Origin of the sequence: Gordonia jacobaea, assembly GCF_001186365.1 — a bacterium.
GTDB classification, from domain to species: Bacteria; Actinomycetota; Actinomycetes; order Mycobacteriales; family Mycobacteriaceae; genus Gordonia; species Gordonia jacobaea.
On sequence record NZ_LDTZ01000016.1, the window covers coordinates 450,921 to 469,998 of the forward strand.

At 64.9% G+C, this 19,078-nt stretch carries 18 protein-coding genes; 11 read left to right on the forward strand and 7 right to left on the reverse strand.

What is annotated here, in order from left to right; genetic code table 11:
• Positions 1–29: 29 nt before the first annotated feature.
• The 3 genes from ABW18_RS10780 to ABW18_RS10790 all read right to left on the reverse strand — a co-directional run bounded on the left by ABW18_RS10780 (position 30) and on the right by ABW18_RS10790 (position 2,680).
• Positions 30–860 (reverse strand): aldo/keto reductase, encoded by an 831-nt coding sequence (locus tag ABW18_RS10780; RefSeq protein ID WP_049698944.1) that lies wholly within the window; start codon positions 858–860, stop codon positions 30–32.
• Positions 861–988: 128 nt separating this feature from the next.
• Entirely contained in the window at positions 989–2,023 is a 1,035-nt protein-coding gene (locus ABW18_RS10785; protein ID WP_049698945.1) for an NADP-dependent oxidoreductase, read from the reverse strand.
• A 183-nt stretch (positions 2,024–2,206) separates the two neighbouring features.
• Positions 2,207–2,680, reverse strand: a complete 474-nt coding sequence (locus tag ABW18_RS10790) for an NUDIX hydrolase (protein ID WP_049698946.1) — start codon at positions 2,678–2,680, stop codon at positions 2,207–2,209.
• Between the two features lie 130 nt (positions 2,681–2,810).
• On the opposite strand from ABW18_RS10790, the gene ABW18_RS10795 reads away from it, so the two are divergent.
• The 5 genes from ABW18_RS10795 (at position 2,811) to ABW18_RS10815 (ending at position 5,418) form a co-directional block, all read left to right on the forward strand.
• Complete coding sequence (locus ABW18_RS10795) at positions 2,811–3,140, forward strand: hypothetical protein (protein WP_049699064.1); 330 nt, start codon at positions 2,811–2,813, stop codon at positions 3,138–3,140.
• Positions 3,141–3,252: 112 nt separating this feature from the next.
• Positions 3,253–3,711: a nitrogenase component 1 family protein gene (locus ABW18_RS10800; RefSeq protein ID WP_049698947.1), complete on the forward strand. Its 459-nt coding sequence runs from the start codon at positions 3,253–3,255 to the stop codon at positions 3,709–3,711.
• A 62-nt stretch (positions 3,712–3,773) separates the two neighbouring features.
• Positions 3,774–4,016 (forward strand): hypothetical protein, encoded by a 243-nt coding sequence (locus ABW18_RS10805; protein WP_049698948.1) that lies wholly within the window; start codon positions 3,774–3,776, stop codon positions 4,014–4,016.
• Positions 4,017–4,150: 134 nt separating this feature from the next.
• Positions 4,151–5,047, forward strand: a complete 897-nt coding sequence (locus ABW18_RS10810) for a hypothetical protein (protein WP_049698949.1) — start codon at positions 4,151–4,153, stop codon at positions 5,045–5,047.
• Between the two features lie 80 nt (positions 5,048–5,127).
• On the forward strand, positions 5,128–5,418 hold the full coding sequence (locus ABW18_RS10815) for a hypothetical protein (protein ID WP_049698950.1): 291 nt from the start codon (positions 5,128–5,130) through the stop codon (positions 5,416–5,418).
• 510 nt (positions 5,419–5,928) lie between these two features.
• Here the strand turns inward: ABW18_RS10815 and ABW18_RS10825 are convergent.
• Positions 5,929–7,764, reverse strand: coding sequence for an MFS transporter (locus tag ABW18_RS10825; RefSeq protein WP_049698952.1), 1,836 nt, complete (start codon positions 7,762–7,764; stop codon positions 5,929–5,931).
• Between the two features lie 77 nt (positions 7,765–7,841).
• Complete coding sequence (locus ABW18_RS10830; RefSeq protein WP_152930056.1) at positions 7,842–8,318, reverse strand: MarR family winged helix-turn-helix transcriptional regulator; 477 nt, start codon at positions 8,316–8,318, stop codon at positions 7,842–7,844.
• 260 nt (positions 8,319–8,578) lie between these two features.
• Here ABW18_RS10830 and ABW18_RS10835 point away from each other — a divergent pair, with 260 nt between their 5' ends.
• The 4 genes from ABW18_RS10835 to ABW18_RS10850 all read left to right on the forward strand — a co-directional run bounded on the left by ABW18_RS10835 (position 8,579) and on the right by ABW18_RS10850 (position 13,340).
• Positions 8,579–9,235 (forward strand): SDR family oxidoreductase, encoded by a 657-nt coding sequence (locus tag ABW18_RS10835; protein ID WP_049699066.1) that lies wholly within the window; start codon positions 8,579–8,581, stop codon positions 9,233–9,235.
• A 7-nt stretch (positions 9,236–9,242) separates the two neighbouring features.
• Positions 9,243–10,649 (forward strand): FAD-binding oxidoreductase, encoded by a 1,407-nt coding sequence (locus ABW18_RS10840; protein WP_049698953.1) that lies wholly within the window; start codon positions 9,243–9,245, stop codon positions 10,647–10,649.
• A gap of 211 nt (positions 10,650–10,860) precedes the next feature.
• Positions 10,861–11,889 (forward strand): esterase/lipase family protein, encoded by a 1,029-nt coding sequence (locus ABW18_RS10845; RefSeq protein ID WP_049699067.1) that lies wholly within the window; start codon positions 10,861–10,863, stop codon positions 11,887–11,889.
• Between the two features lie 86 nt (positions 11,890–11,975).
• Positions 11,976–13,340, forward strand: a complete 1,365-nt coding sequence (locus tag ABW18_RS10850) for an MFS transporter (protein WP_049698954.1) — start codon at positions 11,976–11,978, stop codon at positions 13,338–13,340.
• Positions 13,341–13,375: 35 nt separating this feature from the next.
• Here ABW18_RS10850 and ABW18_RS10855 read toward each other — a convergent pair whose 3' ends face one another.
• Positions 13,376–13,993: a cysteine hydrolase family protein gene (locus ABW18_RS10855; RefSeq protein ID WP_049698955.1), complete on the reverse strand. Its 618-nt coding sequence runs from the start codon at positions 13,991–13,993 to the stop codon at positions 13,376–13,378.
• 114 nt (positions 13,994–14,107) lie between these two features.
• On the opposite strand from ABW18_RS10855, the gene malQ reads away from it, so the two are divergent.
• Positions 14,108–16,273 (forward strand): 4-alpha-glucanotransferase, encoded by a 2,166-nt coding sequence (gene malQ / locus ABW18_RS10860; protein WP_049698956.1) that lies wholly within the window; start codon positions 14,108–14,110, stop codon positions 16,271–16,273.
• A gap of 45 nt (positions 16,274–16,318) precedes the next feature.
• Here the strand turns inward: malQ and ABW18_RS10865 are convergent, their stop codons facing one another.
• Positions 16,319–17,614, reverse strand: a complete 1,296-nt coding sequence (locus tag ABW18_RS10865) for an MFS transporter (RefSeq protein WP_082938136.1) — start codon at positions 17,612–17,614, stop codon at positions 16,319–16,321.
• Positions 17,615–17,790: 176 nt separating this feature from the next.
• Here ABW18_RS10865 and ABW18_RS10870 point away from each other — a divergent pair, with 176 nt between their 5' ends.
• The gene (locus ABW18_RS10870) at positions 17,791–19,029 is read left to right on the forward strand and encodes an ATP-grasp domain-containing protein (RefSeq protein ID WP_049699069.1); all 1,239 of its coding nucleotides are present in this window, start codon (positions 17,791–17,793) and stop codon (positions 19,027–19,029) included.
• Positions 19,030–19,078: the final 49 nt, after the last annotated feature.

A 19,078-nucleotide genomic window follows, 5' to 3' on the forward strand; every position in this document is an offset into this window, starting at 1 on the left:
GCGGGAGCGAAACCGGCGTGCGCCGCAGGTCAGGGCACGTAGTTGAAGGTGTCCGGATCGGGGCCGCGGCGCTTGTTCTTGTTGAGGCCGTCGATGGCTGCGACGTCGTCGCCGGACAGCTCGAAGTCGAAGAGGTCGAAGTTCTCCTCGACGCGCGAGCGGGTGACCGACTTGGGGAAGATGATGTCGCCGCGCTGGATGTGCCACCGCAGGGTGACCTGGGCGGTCGACTTGCCCTTCTCCTCGGCGATCTTCTTCAGGACCGGATCGTCGAGGACGTCGCCCTGTGCGATCGGCGACCATGCCTCGGTCGCGATGCCGTGGTCGGCGTTGAACGCACGCAGATCGTCCTGCGTCAGATAGGGGTGCACCTCGATCTGATTGACCGCGGGGACGATCTCGGTCTCGGCGAACAGCCGCTCGAGGTGGTGCTTCTGAAAATTCGACACTCCGATAGCCCGCGCCTTGCCGTCGGCGTAGATCTTCTCGAGCGCCTTCCACGTTTCGACGAAATCTCCGACCTCCGGCAGCGGCCAGTGGATCAGAAACAGGTCGACGGCGTCGACGCCGAGGTCGGCGAGCGTCTGGTCGGTGGCCTTGAGCGCGTCGTCGTACGCGTGGAATCCGTTGTTGAGCTTGCTGGTGATGAACACCTGGTCGCGTGGGACGTCGGACCCGTTGACGCCCTCACCGACCTCCTTCTCGTTGCCGTACATCTCGGCCGTGTCGATGTGGCGGTATCCGACGTCCAGGGCAGTGCGCACTGCGTCGACCGTCTTCTCCGGCTCGATCTGGAACACGCCGAAACCGAGCTGCGGGATCTCGACGCCGTTGTTGAGAGTGATGAGTGGGACTGTCATGGAACACCTTTCGCGTCTACGGAACTAATGGGAAACACGATCGCCGGGGGATTCCGCGCACGCTCGGTCTGCATGCGCGGCGTCGTGGCCGAGGCCTACCCCTGGCGAGATAGATGGATCTGAAGGGGTCAGGGCAGCAACACGAACTTGCCGCGCGGATGCGACGACAAGATGTCGTCGAGCGCCTTGGCGGCTTGGTCCAACGGATACGTCCCGGCGACATCTGTCACCAGAGCGCCCGATGCCGCGTCGGCGATCAGGCCGTCGATTGCGTTACTGCGGTTCTCTTTGCTCTGCGGCGTGGAACCGTCGATCAGCACGATGCCGTCGTCGCCGCGCCCGAACGCCGCGATGCTGACGATGCGGTCGCGGTCGTCGACCAGAGCGAGCGACACGTCGACAGCCTCGTCGGTGCCGACCGTGTCGATGGCCACGGTGACCGGATTTTCTGCAGCCGCTTGCACACGCTCGAGAAGGCCGTCGCCGTACGCGACAGGGATGGCCCCGAGTTCGCGCAGATGGTCGTGATTGGCGGGCGCGGCGGTGGCGATGACGGTTGCCCCGATCTTGCCTGCCAACTGCACCGCGATCACGCCGACGGCTCCGGCGCCGCCGTGGATGAGCACGGTGTCGTCGGCCTGCACGCCTGCGGTGGCAATCGCGTCGGCTGCGGTGACACCTGCCAGCAGGAGACTTGCCGCATGTTCGTCGTCGAGTCCTGCCGGTTTGATGTGGACCGACTTCTCGTTGACGACGACGTGGTCGGCGTAGGCGCCGGAGATCGGGTACGCGACGACCTCGTCGCCGACCGCGAAGCTGGGTGTCTGACCGTCGAGTGGATCGCCGACCGCACGGACGACACCTGCGAGTTCGTTGCCGATGGGGATGGGAAGTTTCGATTCGTCGGTGCCCATCACTCCGCGCACCGTCTTGGCGTCGGCGGGATTGACGCCGATCGCCGTGACATCGATGACGACTTGTCCCGGGTCGGGGAGTGGCAATTCGGCCTTCACGATCTCGACGACCGTCGACGGTTCGCCGTACTCGTTGGCCACGGCCTGCCGCGCGGTGACGGCGGCCGACTCGATGTCGAGGGTGTTCTCGTTGGTCGGTGTCTTCGCTGAGTCAGTAGTCGATGAGTCTGAGTTCGTTGAATCGGCCATAACTGCTTCAAGGCGCAGCAACCGTGGCGCTATTCCGATCCGAAGGTCACCGTCCGGTGTCGATCACGAGCAGTCGGACAACGCCGCATCACAAACGCATCGCGTCGGGGCCGATGCGCGTGATCGACCTCACGCGTGAGTCGGCGGCCGACTCGGCGATCTCGCGATGTCGGCGGAGTTGACTCAGCGCCGAAACCACGTCTCCGCGGTGTCTGCTAGCGCCTTCTCGATGCGCAGCTTCGATGTCTCGGACAGGTTCGCGGGCAACGAATCTGGCGCGAACCACGCGACGTCGGTGTTCTCGTCGTCGGCTGCGCGTGGCGTGCCTGCGAGGTGGCGGACCAGGAAACACACGTCGAGGTATTGCGTCTGATCGCCATTGGGGTAGGTGACCATCGGAGTGACGTCGATACTGGTCAATCGAACTACCTCCGCGTCGACGGCGGTTTCCTCGGCGATCTCCCGGATGATCGCGCGCGCGGGCTCTTCTCCCGGTTCGAGCACGCCGGACACGACCGCCCATTCGCCGGTATCGGCGCGCTGAGTGAGCAGAATCCGCCCGTGATCGTCACGGACCACTCCACTCACACCGGAGAGCCACAGCGGCATATGCCCGACGTGGGAGCGCAGTTCGGTGATGAATCCGGGAATCGGCATGAGGCCATTTTGCCGTGGCCGGCCGAGTCGTGCCGTCGCACATCCGGTCTCGTGGTGCCGTGGCAGGATCGGCTATGACCGATCGGGGTCGAGTGTGCAGGCAGAAACATGCAGGCGAAAGGTGCGATCGATGCGTGGTAAGGGTGTCTTCGCGGTGCTGGTGGGCATCGGACTGGTCGGCGTTGTGTGGGCGATCGTCGACGTCGTCGATCGTGGCTGGTCGAGCGGCCCGGGTAGCACCTGGGTGTGCGCCGCGCTCGGGTTGGTGCTGGTCGTGTTCGCGTTGTATCGGGAATTCGGCGGGTCGCCGCTGGTCACCGTCGACAACGAGAACATCGCCGAGGAGTACGAGGCGCAGAAGCGCGCCGACGGCGTGGAGGCCAACTGGGTCGTGAAGCCCGGCTATGCGGACGCGCAGACCGACGCGGCCCTCGGTCGCGACGAGCCGGAGAAGAAGTAGCCGCGACACGACGCTGCCGAACGCGTGTTCGGCGAATCTGTCAGTGGTGGGTGCTTCACTGTCATGTGCGCGTGTAAGAACGCATCCGATCGCCGAAACGAGGCATGGCAGCATGAACACCCCTACTTCGCACAATGTGTCGCGCGGGCCGTCCGCTGAGCATGCCTGGGCCGAGGCGAGAACGTGGCTGATCGAAGAGCTGCGCGCGATGCCGAACGCGGCCGTACTCGATCTCGGACCCGCGGGTCTCGACACCACCCTCACGCCTGAATCCGACGTGGAATGCGCTCAAGTGCACGTCTTACATGGCGGCGTCTACCTGGTGAGACTCTCGACGGACCTGATGGAGCATCCACGACTTGCCGGCTACTCGGTGCCGCGGTCGTTGCGAAACCGGTGGCGCCTCGATGACCGCTTCGACGACTGCACCCACGGCTATCTCGTCAGCGCCTCTGCAGAATTGATCGCCGACATCTGTATCGGCTGGTTCCGAGACCGGTGCGCGTGGCGGCATCCGGGGTCGTTGGGGTGGAGTTACACCGCACCGCAGCCGGCTCGGGGATGCCCCTGATCTTTCCCCCAGATCGGCTCCGAACAGGTGATTTCCCCGCAGATCTCACGCATCGTGGAGTCATGACCACTTCATATGACAGCACCAGCACATCGTCGAACGGCACTAACAACAACGGCTCGGGAATGGGCTTCTGGAAGATTCTCGGGATCGTCGTCGTGGCGCTGATTGCGCTCGCGATCATCGGCCCGGTACTCAAGGGACTCTTCTGGATCGGACTCTTCGCGCTGGCCATCTACGGCGGCTACATGCTCTTCCGGGCATCGCGATCGTCGAAGTCGGATGGCGGCTCATCGGGCTTCTGAGTACGGCAAACGACCCACCCGTGAATTCGCCAGCGCGACAGTAGGATTCATTTCAGCGGATTCAATACCAGTGTGGGGCGTCCAACTCTCGCGTGAGATGGTCACCGGGATTGTTACGTGCGTACCATTGTCCGGTGTCCGTTGACAGCGATGCCGTACCGGTGACCCGGCTCCTCGTGCAGACCGACCCGGATACGCCCGACCCCGCCGGGTCGAGCGAGCAGGCCGCGCTCACCGAACCGATCCACACACCGGAGGCCGTGCAGGCCGCGGATCCGTATGAGGTTGGGGCCCCTGCCGAGCGCGCAGACGACTCGACGGGGGTTGCCGACCCGGTCGACTTCGGCGCCTGCACGGGTGAATTCGACACGCGAACGGGCGAGTTCTTCACCCGGATGACTCGCCGCGATCGGCCCGGCGCGACGTCGACTCGACTGGGTGGGCACGCCGCGAACGCGCCGCGCAGCACTGCTGCGACACGGCGGCGTCGGTCAGCGGAGTCCGCACGGTCGGCAGCTGATGCGCCGGTCCCGATCCTCGATCGACTCACCCGCATGGCGGTCTCCGCGCGGCGGGTCACCGATCCGATGTCGGTGCCCGGCGAGATCACCATCGACCTCGACGACGCCTGGGAAGCCGCTCAGTCGCCGGGATGTCTGCGGCTCTTCGTCGCGGGGAACGGCTGCGAAGGCACCATCGCGATCGTGCTCACCCGGTTCATCGTCGACCATCACACCGACCTCGGTGCGTTGCTCGACCACGCGCCCGTCGAAGCCCGCGCCCTGCCTGATTGGGACGAAGACGACGTCGTCACCACTCCTCGAGGCTTTCGGACGGAGGGGGCATCGCTGCAGACCGGGACGTACCTCGATCTCGGGGAGCGTAGGTTCTGCGCGCTGAGGTACGAGGTCTTTGCCCGCGGGAACGTTGCCTACCTGGTCCACACGACCGGCATCGTCCCGTTGCGCGAGGGCCGTGAGTTCTGCCGTGAGGTCGTGGCCGCGGTGAGCAGCGTGGGGCTCGACGACTGACGATCTGATAGTCGGAAATCGAGGCGGCGCGGGGGCGCCGAGCGGATCAACCGAGCGTGAATCAACAAAGGGGGAGAGCAATGGTGAGTCGCGCCGACCGCGTCGTCGACTTGGAATCGGTACTCGCCGCAGAGGCAGACTTCATCGACGACCCGACCGACCAGGGCTGGCTGACCGCGACCGCAGCGGGTGAACGGATCTACGTGCGGATGGGCGACTTTCCCGACGAGGACCTCTGGGCGCTCTGGCTCGGCGACGGTCGGTGGATGGAGTTCACCGTGCCCCCTGCTCGCTGGAACCTGCGGGTCCGCGCGGCACGTTGGTCGGCCGACGCCCGTGCACGCCTCCCGAGGAACGAGTTCCACGACTGAGGGTGGTCTCGACAAGCTCGACCAGCGGGTGTGAGCTCGACCAGCGGATCGGGCTCGACCCGGCGGGTGTGGCTCGACCGGCGGGCGGGTGGTCTCGACAAGCTCGACCAGCGGGGAAGCTCGACCGGCGGGCGGGTGGTCTCGACAAGCTCGACCAGCGGGGCAAACTCGGCCGGCGGGGCAAGCTCGACCAGCGGGCGTGAGCTCGGCCGGCGGGCGGGTGGTCTCGACAGGCTCGACCCGGCGGGTGTGGCTCGACCGGCGGGTGGGTGGTCTCGACAAGCTCGACCAGCGGGGGAAGCTCGACCGGCGGGGCAAGCTCGACCAGCGGAGTGGGGCCGCTCCGGCCCAAATATGTGTCGAACGTAAAGATGTGGGTGCTGCAGCACCCACATCTTCACAAACGACACACATCTACCGAGCCAGGCGCCCCGGGGGGTCTCGACAAGCTCGACCAGCGGGGCAAACTCGACCAGCGGATCGGGCTCGACCCGCGGGCGGGGCGCGCCGTCAGGAACGACGCGACGAGTCGGGAGTCACCAGCTCGCCGGGCATCTCGCTCGCGTCGGCCGCGACCGCGGCGAGCTCCTCGCCAAGTGATTCGGCAGGCTTACGCGACTCCGCGGCAGTGCCGTCGACCGACTCGACCTTCATCTTCTTGCTGCCGGTGAACAGCGACGCGATCGCGCCGATCACGCAGCAGATCATGGCGAACGTGAACGCCGCGGTGAGGCCGTCGGAGAACGGATCGCTGATCAGGTGCGGGAAGAAGTCGAGCCCGGTGAGGTGGTCGACGCTGGCCTGCGGCAATCCCTGCAGTGCCTGTCCGCCCACCTCCTTGATCGGGTTGTAGCCGAGGAATGCCGCGAACAGAATGCCGACGGTCGGTAGGTGTGCGATCCCGTTGGCAGCGTCGGACGGCATGCCGTTGGACGTGAGGCCGCTGTACATGGCCGACGGCAGGTGCTGGCTGAGGCCCGCGATCATCAGCGAGAAGAACAGGCCGATCGACAACACCATCGCGGCGTTCTGGAACGTCGTCATCATGCCCGCGCCGGAACCACGAGACGTGATCGGAAGGCTGTTCATGACCTCCGCGCGGTTGGGCGAGGCGAACAAGCCCATGCCGACGCCGTTGATCAGCAGGATCAACGCGAATACCCAGTAGTCGAAGTCGACCGGGATGGCGATCAGTGCGGCGAAAGTGCCTGCCGTGATGAGCATGCCGAGCGTGGTGAACCACTTGGTGCCCAGCTTGTCGCTGAGGGCGCCCGACACCGGTGCGCTGAGGAGGAAGCCGATGGTCATCGGAACCATGTAGATACCAGCCCACAAGGGGGTTCGGCTGTAGTCGTAGCCGTGCTGCGGCAACCAGATTCCCTGCAGCCAGATGATGAGCAGGAACTGCAGACCGCCACGACCGATCGACGCCATCAGGTTGGCGAGGTTACCGAAGGCGAAGGAACGATTCCTGAACAGCGAAAGCTCGAAGAGCGGGCTCGCGACCTTGGTCTCGATCAGTACGAAGATCGCCAGGACGAGCGCGCCACCGATGAGCCCCGTGAGGACCCAGGGGTTGCCCCATCCCATGTTGGAGCCGCCATAAGGCTGGATGCCGTAGGTGATGGCGATGAGGATCGCGACCAGACCGACGGCGAAGGTCACGTTGCCCCACCAGTCCATCTTCGAGTGCTTGCGAACGCCGGTGTCGCGCAGCTTGAGGTACGCCCAGATGGTTCCGACGACGCCGAAGGGCACCGAGACCAGGAAGATGTAGTGCCACTGGATCGGCGCGAGCAGACCACCGACCAGAAGGCCGAGGAACGAGCCCGCGATGGCGGCGACACCGTTGATGCCCATCGCCAGACCTCGCTGGTTCGGCGGGAAGGCGTCGGTGAGGATGGCCGACGAGTTGGCCATCAGGAACGCGCCTCCGACACCCTGGATGATGCGCCAGAAGATCAGCCAGATGGCCGCCTCGCTTCCGTCGAACCAGGTGATCGCCAACAGGATCGACGAGACGGTGAAGATGGCGAAGCCCATGTTGTACATCCGCGCACGGCCGAACATGTCACCGAGGCGGCCGAAGCTCACCACCAGCACGGCCGTGACGACGAGGAATCCCATCATCATCCACAGCAGATAGCTGGTGTTCTCGGGGAGAAGCGGATTGAGATTTATGCCCTTGAAGATGTCGGGGAGCGCGATGAGCACGATCGACGAGTTGATCGTCGCGATCAGCATGCCGAGCGTCGTATTCGACAGCGCGATCCACTTGTAGTGGGGATCGTGAGTGGGAGACTGCGCCGGTTGCGCGGACCCGGCGTCGTTAACCGCAGTGGTCATGTGAATCCTTCTGCAAAGTCATGGCTGGTAGTCGAGATTTCTCGGTAGTGGAGAAGTCGAAGGGACGTGAGGGCCCGTCAGGTCGAGATCTCTTCGGCCAGGGCGTCGGCGAGATCTTCGATGGCCGCGTGGACGCGCTCCTGCTGCTGCGAATCGAGTCGCTCCATCGCGGCTCCGAGTAACTGCGCCTTTTTGGTACGGGCGTGCGTGATCACATCCGCGCCTTCTGGAGTTGCCACCAGGAGGCGCGCGCGACCGTCTTCGGGATCGGGTGTCCTGGTCACGTACCCGAGTTGTTCGAGGTTCGCGACGAGGCGCGAGACCGTCGGCAGTGCGACCGCCTCACGCTCGGCGAGCGCCGACATGCGCAGCGGGCCGTGGGCGTTGATCGTCCAGAGGGCCGATGCCGTGCCGACGCTGAGGTTGCCGGTTCCGCTGGTGCGGAGTGCGCGGGTGACGCGAACAAGGTGGTGATGAAGCACTGCGACATCTTTTGTGCCCGCTCCGTCGAGCGACGTGGAGACGAGCGAAGTGGAGTCGGACAGCGTGATCACCTTCTCGATTGGTTTCGTTTGTCGATAACGGTTGGTCAATAGATGACTGGGCTCGATTTCTGGGGCCTACGAAAGTCCAGATGACGGGAAGTCGGTCAAGGGACCCAGACACGATCAATATAGTTGCTTGATGCTAAGTAATCAATCGTAAACTCGGCGAACGGTGTTCGCCTGAGGGCGTCGGCGCTCCGGCCGGGATGACCCGTCGGCGTCGGTACGTTGGATATGGCGACACATTCACCGACGAATCGAGGACTCTCATGACCCAGGTGATCATCATCGGCGGACACGGCAAGATCGCACTGCGACTGGCCAAGATCCTGAGCGACGGGGGAGACAAGGTCACCTCCGTCATTCGTAACGACGCCCAGTCCGACGACGTCTCAGCAACCGGCGCGGAACCGCTGCTCGCAGACGTCGAGAAGCTCGACACGGCGGGCCTCGCTTCGGTCCTGGCCGGCCAGGACGTCGTGGTGTGGTCGGCGGGTGCTGGTGGCGGAAGTCCGGAGCGCACCTACGCCGTCGATCGCGACGCGGCCATTCGGTCGATGGACGCGGCAAAATCGGCAGGCGTCGACCGATACATCATGGTCTCCTACTTCGGGGCCGGCCCTGATCACGGTGTGCCGGAGGATGATTCGTTCTACGCATACGCGGAATCGAAGGCTGAGGCCGACGAGTATCTGAAGAAGACCGACCTGGAGTGGACCATTCTCGGGCCGAGTGGACTCACGAACGACCCCGGCACCGGCCGCATCGACGTCACGCACAAGGGTGACTGGAAGAAGGGTCACACCAGCCGCGACAACGTCGCGCAGGTTGCGGCCGCCGTGATCGCCGAGCCGTCGACTATCGGCACGTTCATCGAATTCAACGACGGCTCCACGCCGATCGCGGAGGCCATCAAGCCCGCATAATCGGGAGGTGGCTCCTGATCCCGTCGATTCCGCAAGCGGCAGACCCGACGTCTCGCGCAGTCTCAGCGAGAGACTTGGCGAGATAGTCGGGTCGTCGCACGTCCTCACCGACGCCGACGCGATGGCGGGTTACCTCACCGACTGGACCGGTCGCTGGACCGGCTCCGCCGTCGCGGTTGTTCGTCCCCTCACCGCTGACGAGGTCGCCGCGGTCGTCGGGCTGTGCGCCGACGAAGGTATCGCGATCTGCCCGCAGGGCGGCAATACCGGACTCGTCGGCGGGTCGATTCCGCCCGCCGATGCGTCGACTCCTGCGATCGTGCTCTCCACCGCACGTATGACCGACATCGACGAGATCGACACCGTGGGCCGCAGTGTCGGCGTGCAGGCAGGGGTGACACTCGCGGCGCTCGACGCGCGGGCGTCGAGCGCCGGTCTCCGGTTCGGCGTCGACCTCGCGTCGCGTGAATCGGCAACGCTCGGTGGAATGGTGGCGACCAACGCGGGCGGCACTCGAATGATCCGGCATGGCAACACCCGCAGTCAGCTACTCGGGATCGAGGCCGTGCGCGCCGACGGACAGATCCTGCGCCGGTGGCGCAGTCTCGTGAAAGACAATGTGGGATACGATGTTCCGGGTCTGCTCGCGGGGAGTGAGGGCACGTTGGCTGTCATCACGCGCGTGCTCGTCCGCCTGGTTCCGACGACCGGTGCGACTGTCGTGTTCGTCGCTGCCATCGACGACGTATCGGTGGCGCTCGCCTTGATCGACGCCGTCTCCGACGCCGGGCTGACCACAGAGGCTGCGGAGATCATGACTCAGGCAGGTGTCGATCTCGTGCACGACCACGGAGTCCGACGGCCCGTGTCGAGCCCCGCCCAGTTCTATGTCCTCCTGGAGGTCTCGGGTCCGCATGACGCGGAAGACGTTGTGCTGCAAGTGCTCGACGGTCAGCCGGGCGTCGTCGATGCGGTGGTGGAACCGGGGCCTGCGCGCGATCTGTGGCTCGTGCGTGAAAGCCATACCGAATCCATAGCACGGTCGACGACGACGCCGGTCGTCAAGCTCGACGTCTCGGTTCCCCTGCGGGCATTGCCTGCAGCCTTCGCTGAGCTCGCCGCGATTGCCGATGACGACGATTGTCGGCCAATCCTTTTCGGGCACGTGGGCGACGGCAATATTCATGTGAACCTGCTCGACGTCGCTGAGGAATCGGTGGAATCGTTGACTGACAGGGTGTTTCGAGTTGTCTCCGCGCATGGCGGCAGCATCAGCGCCGAACATGGGATCGGCCGCGCGAAGGTTGCGTGGACCGGACTCGGCCGATCGGCCGTAGACCTCGACACGATGAAGGCGATCAAGACTGCGCTCGACCCGGCGGGGCTGCTCAACCCTGGAGTTCTCTTCGAGTAGTGATCGGCACGCCAAATCGCTTGGTATTTCCGGATTGCCCGGTATTTCGGCTCGCTGGTATCGGCGGCCACAATCTGGGTACGCAATGCGAGCGTCGACACACTGGGCATTCAACTACTGACCCACCACATGACTGGTCCGGCGACCTCCGATTGCCCTTATGCTCAATCCCGAATTTCCGATTGAGAAGAGTCAATTCCGGGGGGAATCAATGTTACGCAACAGATTTCGTATTTATCCGATTCGTTCACGTCGTATCGGGTCGACTGTCGTCGCGGCAGCGTTTGCGGTGCTCGTGGCCGCAGCGATACTCGCACCGACAGCGGATGCGGCGACGAGCGTCGGTGCAGACCCCGTTGGTACGGGTCCCGTGCAGTCCGACTTCCGTGCGGCGGCGCGATTCTCGAATCCCGAAGCGAATCCACCGGGCGCGAACAACTGGGCATGCCGGCCATCTGCTGCCCATCCGCGTCCCGTCGTTCTGGTACATGGAACCTGGGAATCGGCGTATCAGACGTGGGCGGGCTTTGCGCCGATGCTTGCTGGGCACGGATTCTGTGTCTTTGCACCAGAACTCGGAATTCTGTCTGCGCGCGATGGTGGCGGAATACCTGCACGGCAGCATGGCGGCGAGTACGGCGCAGGGCACGTCGACGAGTCGTCGGCGCAGCTCGCTGGTTTCGTCGATCGGGTGCTGCGGGCGACCGGTGCGCGCCAGGTCGATCTCGTCGGCCACTCGCAGGGCGGTGTCATCGCGCGCGGGTACCTGAAATTCCACGGTGGTGCTGATGCGTCGAATCCGCAGCGCAACAAGGTATCTCACGTGGTGACGATGGTCGCGACGAATCATGGCACGACGATGGACGGATTGGTCGGTCTCGAGAACGATCTGCAGGCGGCGGGCATCGACATAAGCTCCGAGGTCGGCGCGGCATCGGGCCCCGGTGGTGCCGATCAGCAGGTGGGGTCGGCGTTCATCACTCGACTCAACCGCGGCGGTGACACTCTGCCGGGAATCGACTACACGGTCCTCACCACGATCTACGACGAGGTCTCCACGCCGTACACGGCGTCGTTTCTGACACCTGGTCCCGGTGCACGCGTCGACAACATCGTCATCCAGAATGGCTGCGCCGGCGACCATACCGAGCACACCGACTTCACCTACTCGCCGCGAGCACAGTCGCTGGCGCTGAGCGGCCTCGGCGCCGACGTACCCGTGGTGTGCGTCGCGCGGTGACGGCTCGTCGGGATCGTGCCCAGTTGGGATCATCGTGATTTTTGGTCTGGGCACATCGGCGCAGTGGTGCGTAGCGTCGAACAACCGTGACTGCGACTCCCACGACCTCATCTGATCGGCTCGTCGGATCGACGAACGCCGCGAGCACGGAGCCGTCTATAGACGAGACAGACGACGAACGGCGACGGCGGCTGCGGACGGTCGCGCTGGCGAGCCTGCTCGGGACGACCGTCGAGTGGTACGACTTCTTTCTGTACGCGACCGCGGCGAGTCTGGTCTTCAACACGGTGTTCTTCCCGCACCAGAGTGGATTCGTCGGCACTTTGCTGACGTTCGCGACCTTTGCTGTCGGATTCGTGGTGCGCCCGATCGGCGGCGTCGTATTCGGTCACATCGGCGACCGGATCGGCCGGAAGAAGACGCTGGCGCTGACGATGGTGATGATGGGGCTCGCCACCGCATTGATGGGCGTGCTGCCGACGGCCGCGCAGGTCGGCATCGTCGCGCCGATCCTGCTCCTGGTGCTCCGCGTCGTACAGGGGTTCGCGCTCGGAGGGGAGTGGGCGGGTGCGGTGCTGCTCGCCGTCGAACACAGTCCGCGGGGGCGTCGAGGTTTCTTCGGTTCGATTCCGCAGATCGGTCTGGCGCTCGGACTCGCACTGGGCACGGCGGTGTTCGCCCTGCTGCAGGTGGTCTTCGACGACGATGCGTTCCTCGCCTACGGCTGGCGCATCGCCTTCCTCGGCAGCATCGTGTTGGTGATCATCGGATTCGTGGTGCGCCTCAAGGTCGACGAGACGCCCGCCTTCCAGGAGGTCGACGAACTCTCCCAGAAGTCGTCCGCGCCGCTCAAAGAGGTGGTGCATCGACCGTATACGCGCAACACGGTGCTCGGGCTGCTCGCTCGCTGGGGTGAGGGGTCGGCGTTCAACACCTGGGGTGTCTTCGCGATCGCTTATGCGACAACACAACTCGACCTGCCCAAGGTTTCGGTTCTGATCTCGGTGACGATCGCCGCGCTGGTGATGGCCGTGCTGTTGCCGGTGTCGGGAGTACTCACCGATCGGTTCGGGCCCAAGCGTGTGTATCTGGCGGGCATGATCGCCTACTCGGTGGCGGTGTACCCGGTGTTCGCGCTCTTCGGCACCGCCGACCTCGTCTGGTTCACGGTGGGACTCGTGGCGGTGTTCGGCGTCGTGCACGCCCTGTTCTACGGCGCGCAGGGCACGTTGTTCGCGAGCCTGTACCCGACGCCGGTCCGCTACACCGGGCTGTCGGTGGTCTATCAGTTCTCCGGGATCTACGCGTCGGGTCTTACGCCGCTCATCCTGACCGCGCTGCTCGGCGCAGCGGGTGGCACGCCGTGGCTGGCCGCTGGCTACCTGGTGCTGACAGGACTGATCAGCGTCGTCGCGACCTCGCTGATCCGCCGCAGCGACCAGTTCTTCTGATCGCCGCGGCGGTGCTGCCTACGCGTGCGACCTGGTCACAGCGCCGCGAGAACCTCCGACGACTCGACGGGCAGCGAGAACATCGGATAGTCGAACGAGATCGCGTTCTCGTGTTCTGCCTGCGACGTCGCGGCGGTGCAGTCGGTGAGCGTGATGACGCGGTAGCCGTTCTCGTAACCCGACCGCATCGTCGACTCGACGCAGCAGTTGGTGAGGAATCCGCCGAGGATGATCGTCTCGATTCCCTTGCTGCGCAGGATGAAATCGATGTTGGTGCTCGCGAAGGTATCGAGTCCGCGTTTGCCCTCGATGAGGATGTCGCCCTCTGTCGGGGCGAGGTCGTCGACGATCGCGGCACCCCACGTGCCCTTCACGAAGGCGTTGCCGTCGACGACGCCCTTGAGGATTCCGTACGGGTGCCGGGTCAGTTCGCCGTAGCCCGGGGCGAAGGTGATGGGTGCGTGCATGATCGTCACCCCGGCGGCACGGGCCTTGTCGACGAGAGTGACAGTGTTGGCCAGCATGTCCGTCGAGTCCATGACCTCGGCGACGGCGTCGTGCAAAACGCCTCCGTCGCTGGTGAACTCGTTCTGGTATTCGATGAGCACCAATGCTGTGGTTGCGGGGTCGAGGGTGAGCGTGTCGTCGGCCATGAGTACTCCCAGTGTGCAGTGATCGGGGTCACAAGAATTGAACTGCGTGCTGCGTCGTCGCGCAAGGTTGTCGGTGAGCGCGCGTGCTCGCCGAATCGGTGAGACGATGCAGACGTGACGACCGATCAGGTGAGTGACCGGCTGGCCGAGCTCGCACAGCGCTGCGGAGTGAGCATCGGCTACACCGGTTGGGATCAGGAGTATCACGAGGTTTCGCGGGACACGCTGGTTGCGGTGCTCGCCTCGCTCGACGTCGCGGCAGCCACCGATACGGAGATCGAGCAGTCTCTCGCAGAACTCGATGTGGCTCCGTGGCGGTCGTTCCTGCCTCCGGTCACCGTTGTCACCGAGGGAGATGACGCGACGTTCGCTGTGCACGTTCCGCACGGCGATCCGGTCGCGGTCTGTATCCGAACGGAATCGGGGGACACGCTCGCGCCGACACAGCTCGACGTGTGGACCCAGCCGCGGGACGTCGACGGTGTGCTCACCGGGCGGGCGACGTTCGCGTTGCCGTCGGATCTGCCGCAGGGCTATCACGAGATCGTCGGGGCCAATCCGGCGCGCGACGTCAACGCGACCGCACCCTTGATCGTCACGCCACGTCGGCTATCGACCGCAGACGATCTCCTCGGTGCCCAGCGGTGGGGGCTGGCGCTACAGCTGTACTCGGTACGTTCGGCAGCGTCGTGGGGGGTCGGCGACTTTGCCGACCTCGCCCAGGTGTGCGAGGTCGCGGGCAGCGTCTACGGCGCCGACTTCGTCCAGGTCAACCCGATGCACGCCGCGGCACCACGCCCACCCGTCGAGGCATCTCCATACCTGCCCGCAACACGTCGCTTCGTCAATCCGCTCTACATCAGGGTCGAGGACATCCCCGAGGCCGACGCCCTGCCGAAACCGCAACGTAAATGGATCAAGGGACTGCAGAAGGAATTCTTCGGCGACGACCTCGATCCGTCGAGAATCAAGCGCAACAAGTCATATCGGGCGAAACTCGACGTGCTCGAACTGATCCACGACGTTCCGCGGAGTAAGCGTCGCGAGCACGCGTTTCTGCGGTTCTGCAAGCGAGAAGGCAAAGGGCTCAAGGGTTTCGCCACCTGGTGTGTACTCGTCGAACGCTTCGGGAATGACGAGACGAATTGGCCCGCCAAGACGTCCGATCCGCGATATCTCAAGCGGGTACGTCGACGCTACAGCGATCGCGTCGACTTCTACATGTGGTTGCAGTGGATCTGCGACGAGCAGTTGGCCGCGGCTCAGCATGCGGCCACGTCGTCGGGTATGAGTATCGGGATCATCACCGACCTGGCCGTCGGGGTCGACCGCCATGGAGCCGATGCCTGGATGCTCGGTGGCGTACTGGCCTCCGGTGCGACCGTCGGCGCGCCACCCGACGGCTTCAATCAGCAGGGGCAGGGCTGGAATCAGCCGCCGTGGCATCCCGGCCGACTCGCAGCCGCCGGGTATGCGCCCTATCGCGACATGCTGAGGACGGTTCTGCGGCATGCAGGCGGCCTCCGTGTCGACCACATCCTCGGGCTCTTCAGGCTGTGGTGGATTCCCGACGGAATGGGTCCCGCAGGCGGCACTTATGTCCGCTACGACCACGACGCGCTGCTCGGCATCCTGGCTCTCGAGGCGCAGCGGGCAGGTGCGGTGGTGATCGGCGAGGATCTCGGAGTCTTCGAGCCGACGGTGCAGACCGCGCTGGCGCAGCGCGGAATCCTCGGGACGTCGATTCTGTGGTTCGAGCACGGGCCGTATGCGCCGATCCCGCCGGAGGAGTACCGAGAACTCTGTCTCACCTCGGTGACCACGCATGACCTGCCACCGACGCTGGGCTACCTGGCGGGCGAGCACATAGACCTGCGCGCCGAACTCGGCCTGCTCGAGACGTCCGAGTCCGAGGAACGCGCCCGTGACGCACGCGACCGCGACGCCATCCTCGACCTGGCGCGCGCACGCGGGCTGCTCGATCCGGACACCGATCTGACGAGCGCGGAAACGGTGGAAGCGCTGTACCGGCTCATCGCGGCAAGCCCGTCGGTGCTGCTCGGAGTGGCACTCGTCGACGCCGTCGGGGAGCGTCGGATTCAGAACCAACCGGGCACCGACAGCGATCAGTACCCCAACTGGTGCATTCCGCTCGCAGACGATGACGGGACCGTCGTGCTCGTCGAGGATCTCGCAAGCAGCCGTCGGTTCGCCGACCTCGTCGCAGCCCTGGTGGGGGAGGGCGTCGGCGCGGATCGACGCTCACTGCTCCAGGACTGACCGACCGCAGACTGCCTTACCCGGCGGCGGTTGACCTGAAGGGAATCAGGCGAAGGCGCGGGCGTTCTCGCGCCGCACAGCGACGGCGGTCGACACCAGCGCGATGAGCGCGAGCACGCCGACGGCCACGTTGAACACGACCCCCGACGTTTTGAGGCCCCAGTGAGATGCCGCGATACCTTCGCCGACGATCGGGATGGAGATGGCGACGTAGGCGACGACGAAGAACGTCGACATCACCTCGGCCCGACGGTCTGCAGGACTGGCGGCGACGACCGCGGCGAGTCCCTTGCTGAACGAAAGGCCTTGTCCCGCACCGGCGATCAACGCGCCGATGACGAGCAATGTGAACGAGGCCGCGAGTAGTCCGCCAACCAGAACGGCCATGCCGACGACCAGGAGCGCACAACCCGCGATCAGTGCGCGTTCGGTGGGGATCGCGCGACCGGCGATCTGCGCGACGGCAGACGCACCGAACAGCAGGAACACCAGGCCCCCGGCGAGCGCGGGCGAGTGGATGCCGAGCACGTGCGACACGAACGACGGGGTCACGCCGGTGAACGTGCCCATCACCGCGAATCCCGCGAACGCCGCGATTGCGGCACGCACGAAGACCGCGCGTGTCTCCGGTGGCACCGACAGCTTCTGAACCGACAGACGAACTCCCGGTTTGCGGGTCACCGGCTCGGTCATGAACCAGATGCCGACGAACACGATCGCAAGCAGGACGAGGTCGACGATGAACGCGGTGCGCAGCGGCGCCGGGGCGAACTGCGCGAGCAGTCCGGCGATGAGTGGGCCGAGGCCGAGGCCGCCGATGTTGGCCGCGGTCGCGAGTGCGGGCGCACGGTGACGCCAGCTCGCAGGCGCGAGTTCGATGACCGCTGCGGTCGCCGCACCTGCGTAGATACCTGCCGACAGACCGGAGAGCACACGTCCGATCATGAGCTGCCAGACCGGGCCCGCGGTCAGGAAGACGACGGCGCTGATCGCCGAGAGGATCGCGCCGGCGATCAGCAGCGGACGCCTGCCGAGGATGTCCGACCAGCGTCCGAAGCAGATCAGGGCAACGATCACGCCGGCCGCATACACGGCGAAGATGATCGTCGTCGTGGTGACGCCGAAGCCGAGGTCCTTCGCGTAGATCGAGTACAGCGGAGTCGGCAGCGTGGTGCCGAGCATCACGACCGCGAAAGCCGCGATGGCCGCTATGAATGAACGTGCCCCACCGGAGTGCGTTTCGAGGGAGTGTGTTTCGACGGAATCAGAAGGTGTTTCGACGGAATCAGGCCGTGTGGAAGCGGATTTCTGAGAGTGCATCGGGCCGGGCGTCTGCGTCATACGAGGCCTAGCGTCGAAGCACCCCACGGTATTCCGTAGCGGGATCGGGTGCGTTTCTGGTGAATGTGTGTCTTACGTAAGGATGTGGGTGCTGCAGCACCCACATCTTTCGATTCGACACACATCTACCGATCGATCGGGGAGGGCCGCTAGGCACCGTCGGATTCATGCCGGGAATGTCCTCTATCGCCGCACAAGCCGCATCGGACCGTTACGGTATATCCGTGCCAGCCATCGATCCCACGATTCTTGCCACCACGTCGCGCATGCCGTTTGCCGTCGATGAAATTCACAAGCTCGGCGTGACCGGGCGGCGAGTAATTGCCGCCGATACGTTCAGTTCCGCACCGGGGAGCCATTCACGCGGAGCCTCCAAGCATTTCACGGTGCCCGCGCCGACCCAGGAGACCGAGGCGTTCATCGCCGCGATCGTCGACATCATCGACGCCGAGAACGTCACCTGGTTGTTGCCGATGTTCGAGGAGGTGTTCTACCTCGCCTACCATCGCGACCGGTTGCTGGCGGGGCACCCCGACCTCGAGCTGTTCTTTCCGGACTTCTCGACGCTGCATCGCGTGCATGACAAGGTGACCTTCGCCGAGCTGTGTCGGTCGTTGAATCTTCCTGTGGCCGAATCGATCACGGCGACGAACGATGACGAACTGCGGGCGGCCACCGCTCACTGGGAGCACTGGTTCGCGCGCGCCGCCTACGGCCGCGGCGGGCTCGACGTCGTCACGAATACCGGTCCACTCGCCGCGGAGACGAGTCTCGACGCCGTACATCCCACCGCGGACGACCCGTGGTTGGTGCAGGAATACCTGAAGGGTGTCGACCGGTGCAGTTGGAGCGTGGTGCACCACGGCGAGGTGGTGCTGCATTCCTGCTATGAGCACCCGTTGGCCATCGACAATCGGGGCGGAATCGTATTCGAGTCGGTCGATTCTCCCGAGTCGTTGCACGCGGCACAAACCATCGCGCGTGAATTGAACTGGCACGGCCAGATCAGCTTCGACTTCTTGGTGACCGACGACGGCGTGCACCACATGGTGGAGTGCAATCCGCGTCCCACCGCCGGGTGCACCATCGCCACACCCGAGGAATTCGACGCCGCGCTGTTCGATCCGGGCGAGCTGGTCGTGGTCCCGCCGGGACGCAAGAAGATGATCAAGGCTGCCGTAATCCGCGATGTACTGATGCATCCGTCGCATTGGAAAACGAATCGCGCGGCGGCGAAGGGTGCGGCGGGTGTCTACGACCAGCGCAAGGATCACCTGCCGCTGCTGTACTCGGCGCTGTCGCTGCAGCACGTCGCCAAGTACCGCAGGCAACTCGGCGTCGATCGCAAGAAGGGAGAGCAGCTCGTCGCCACGCAGTTCTTCGACGTCCTCTACGACGGCTCATCGATCGGCTGAGCTCCCGTCGACCGTAAGCCGCCACTCTTTGCCTCCGAAGTGACCTGGG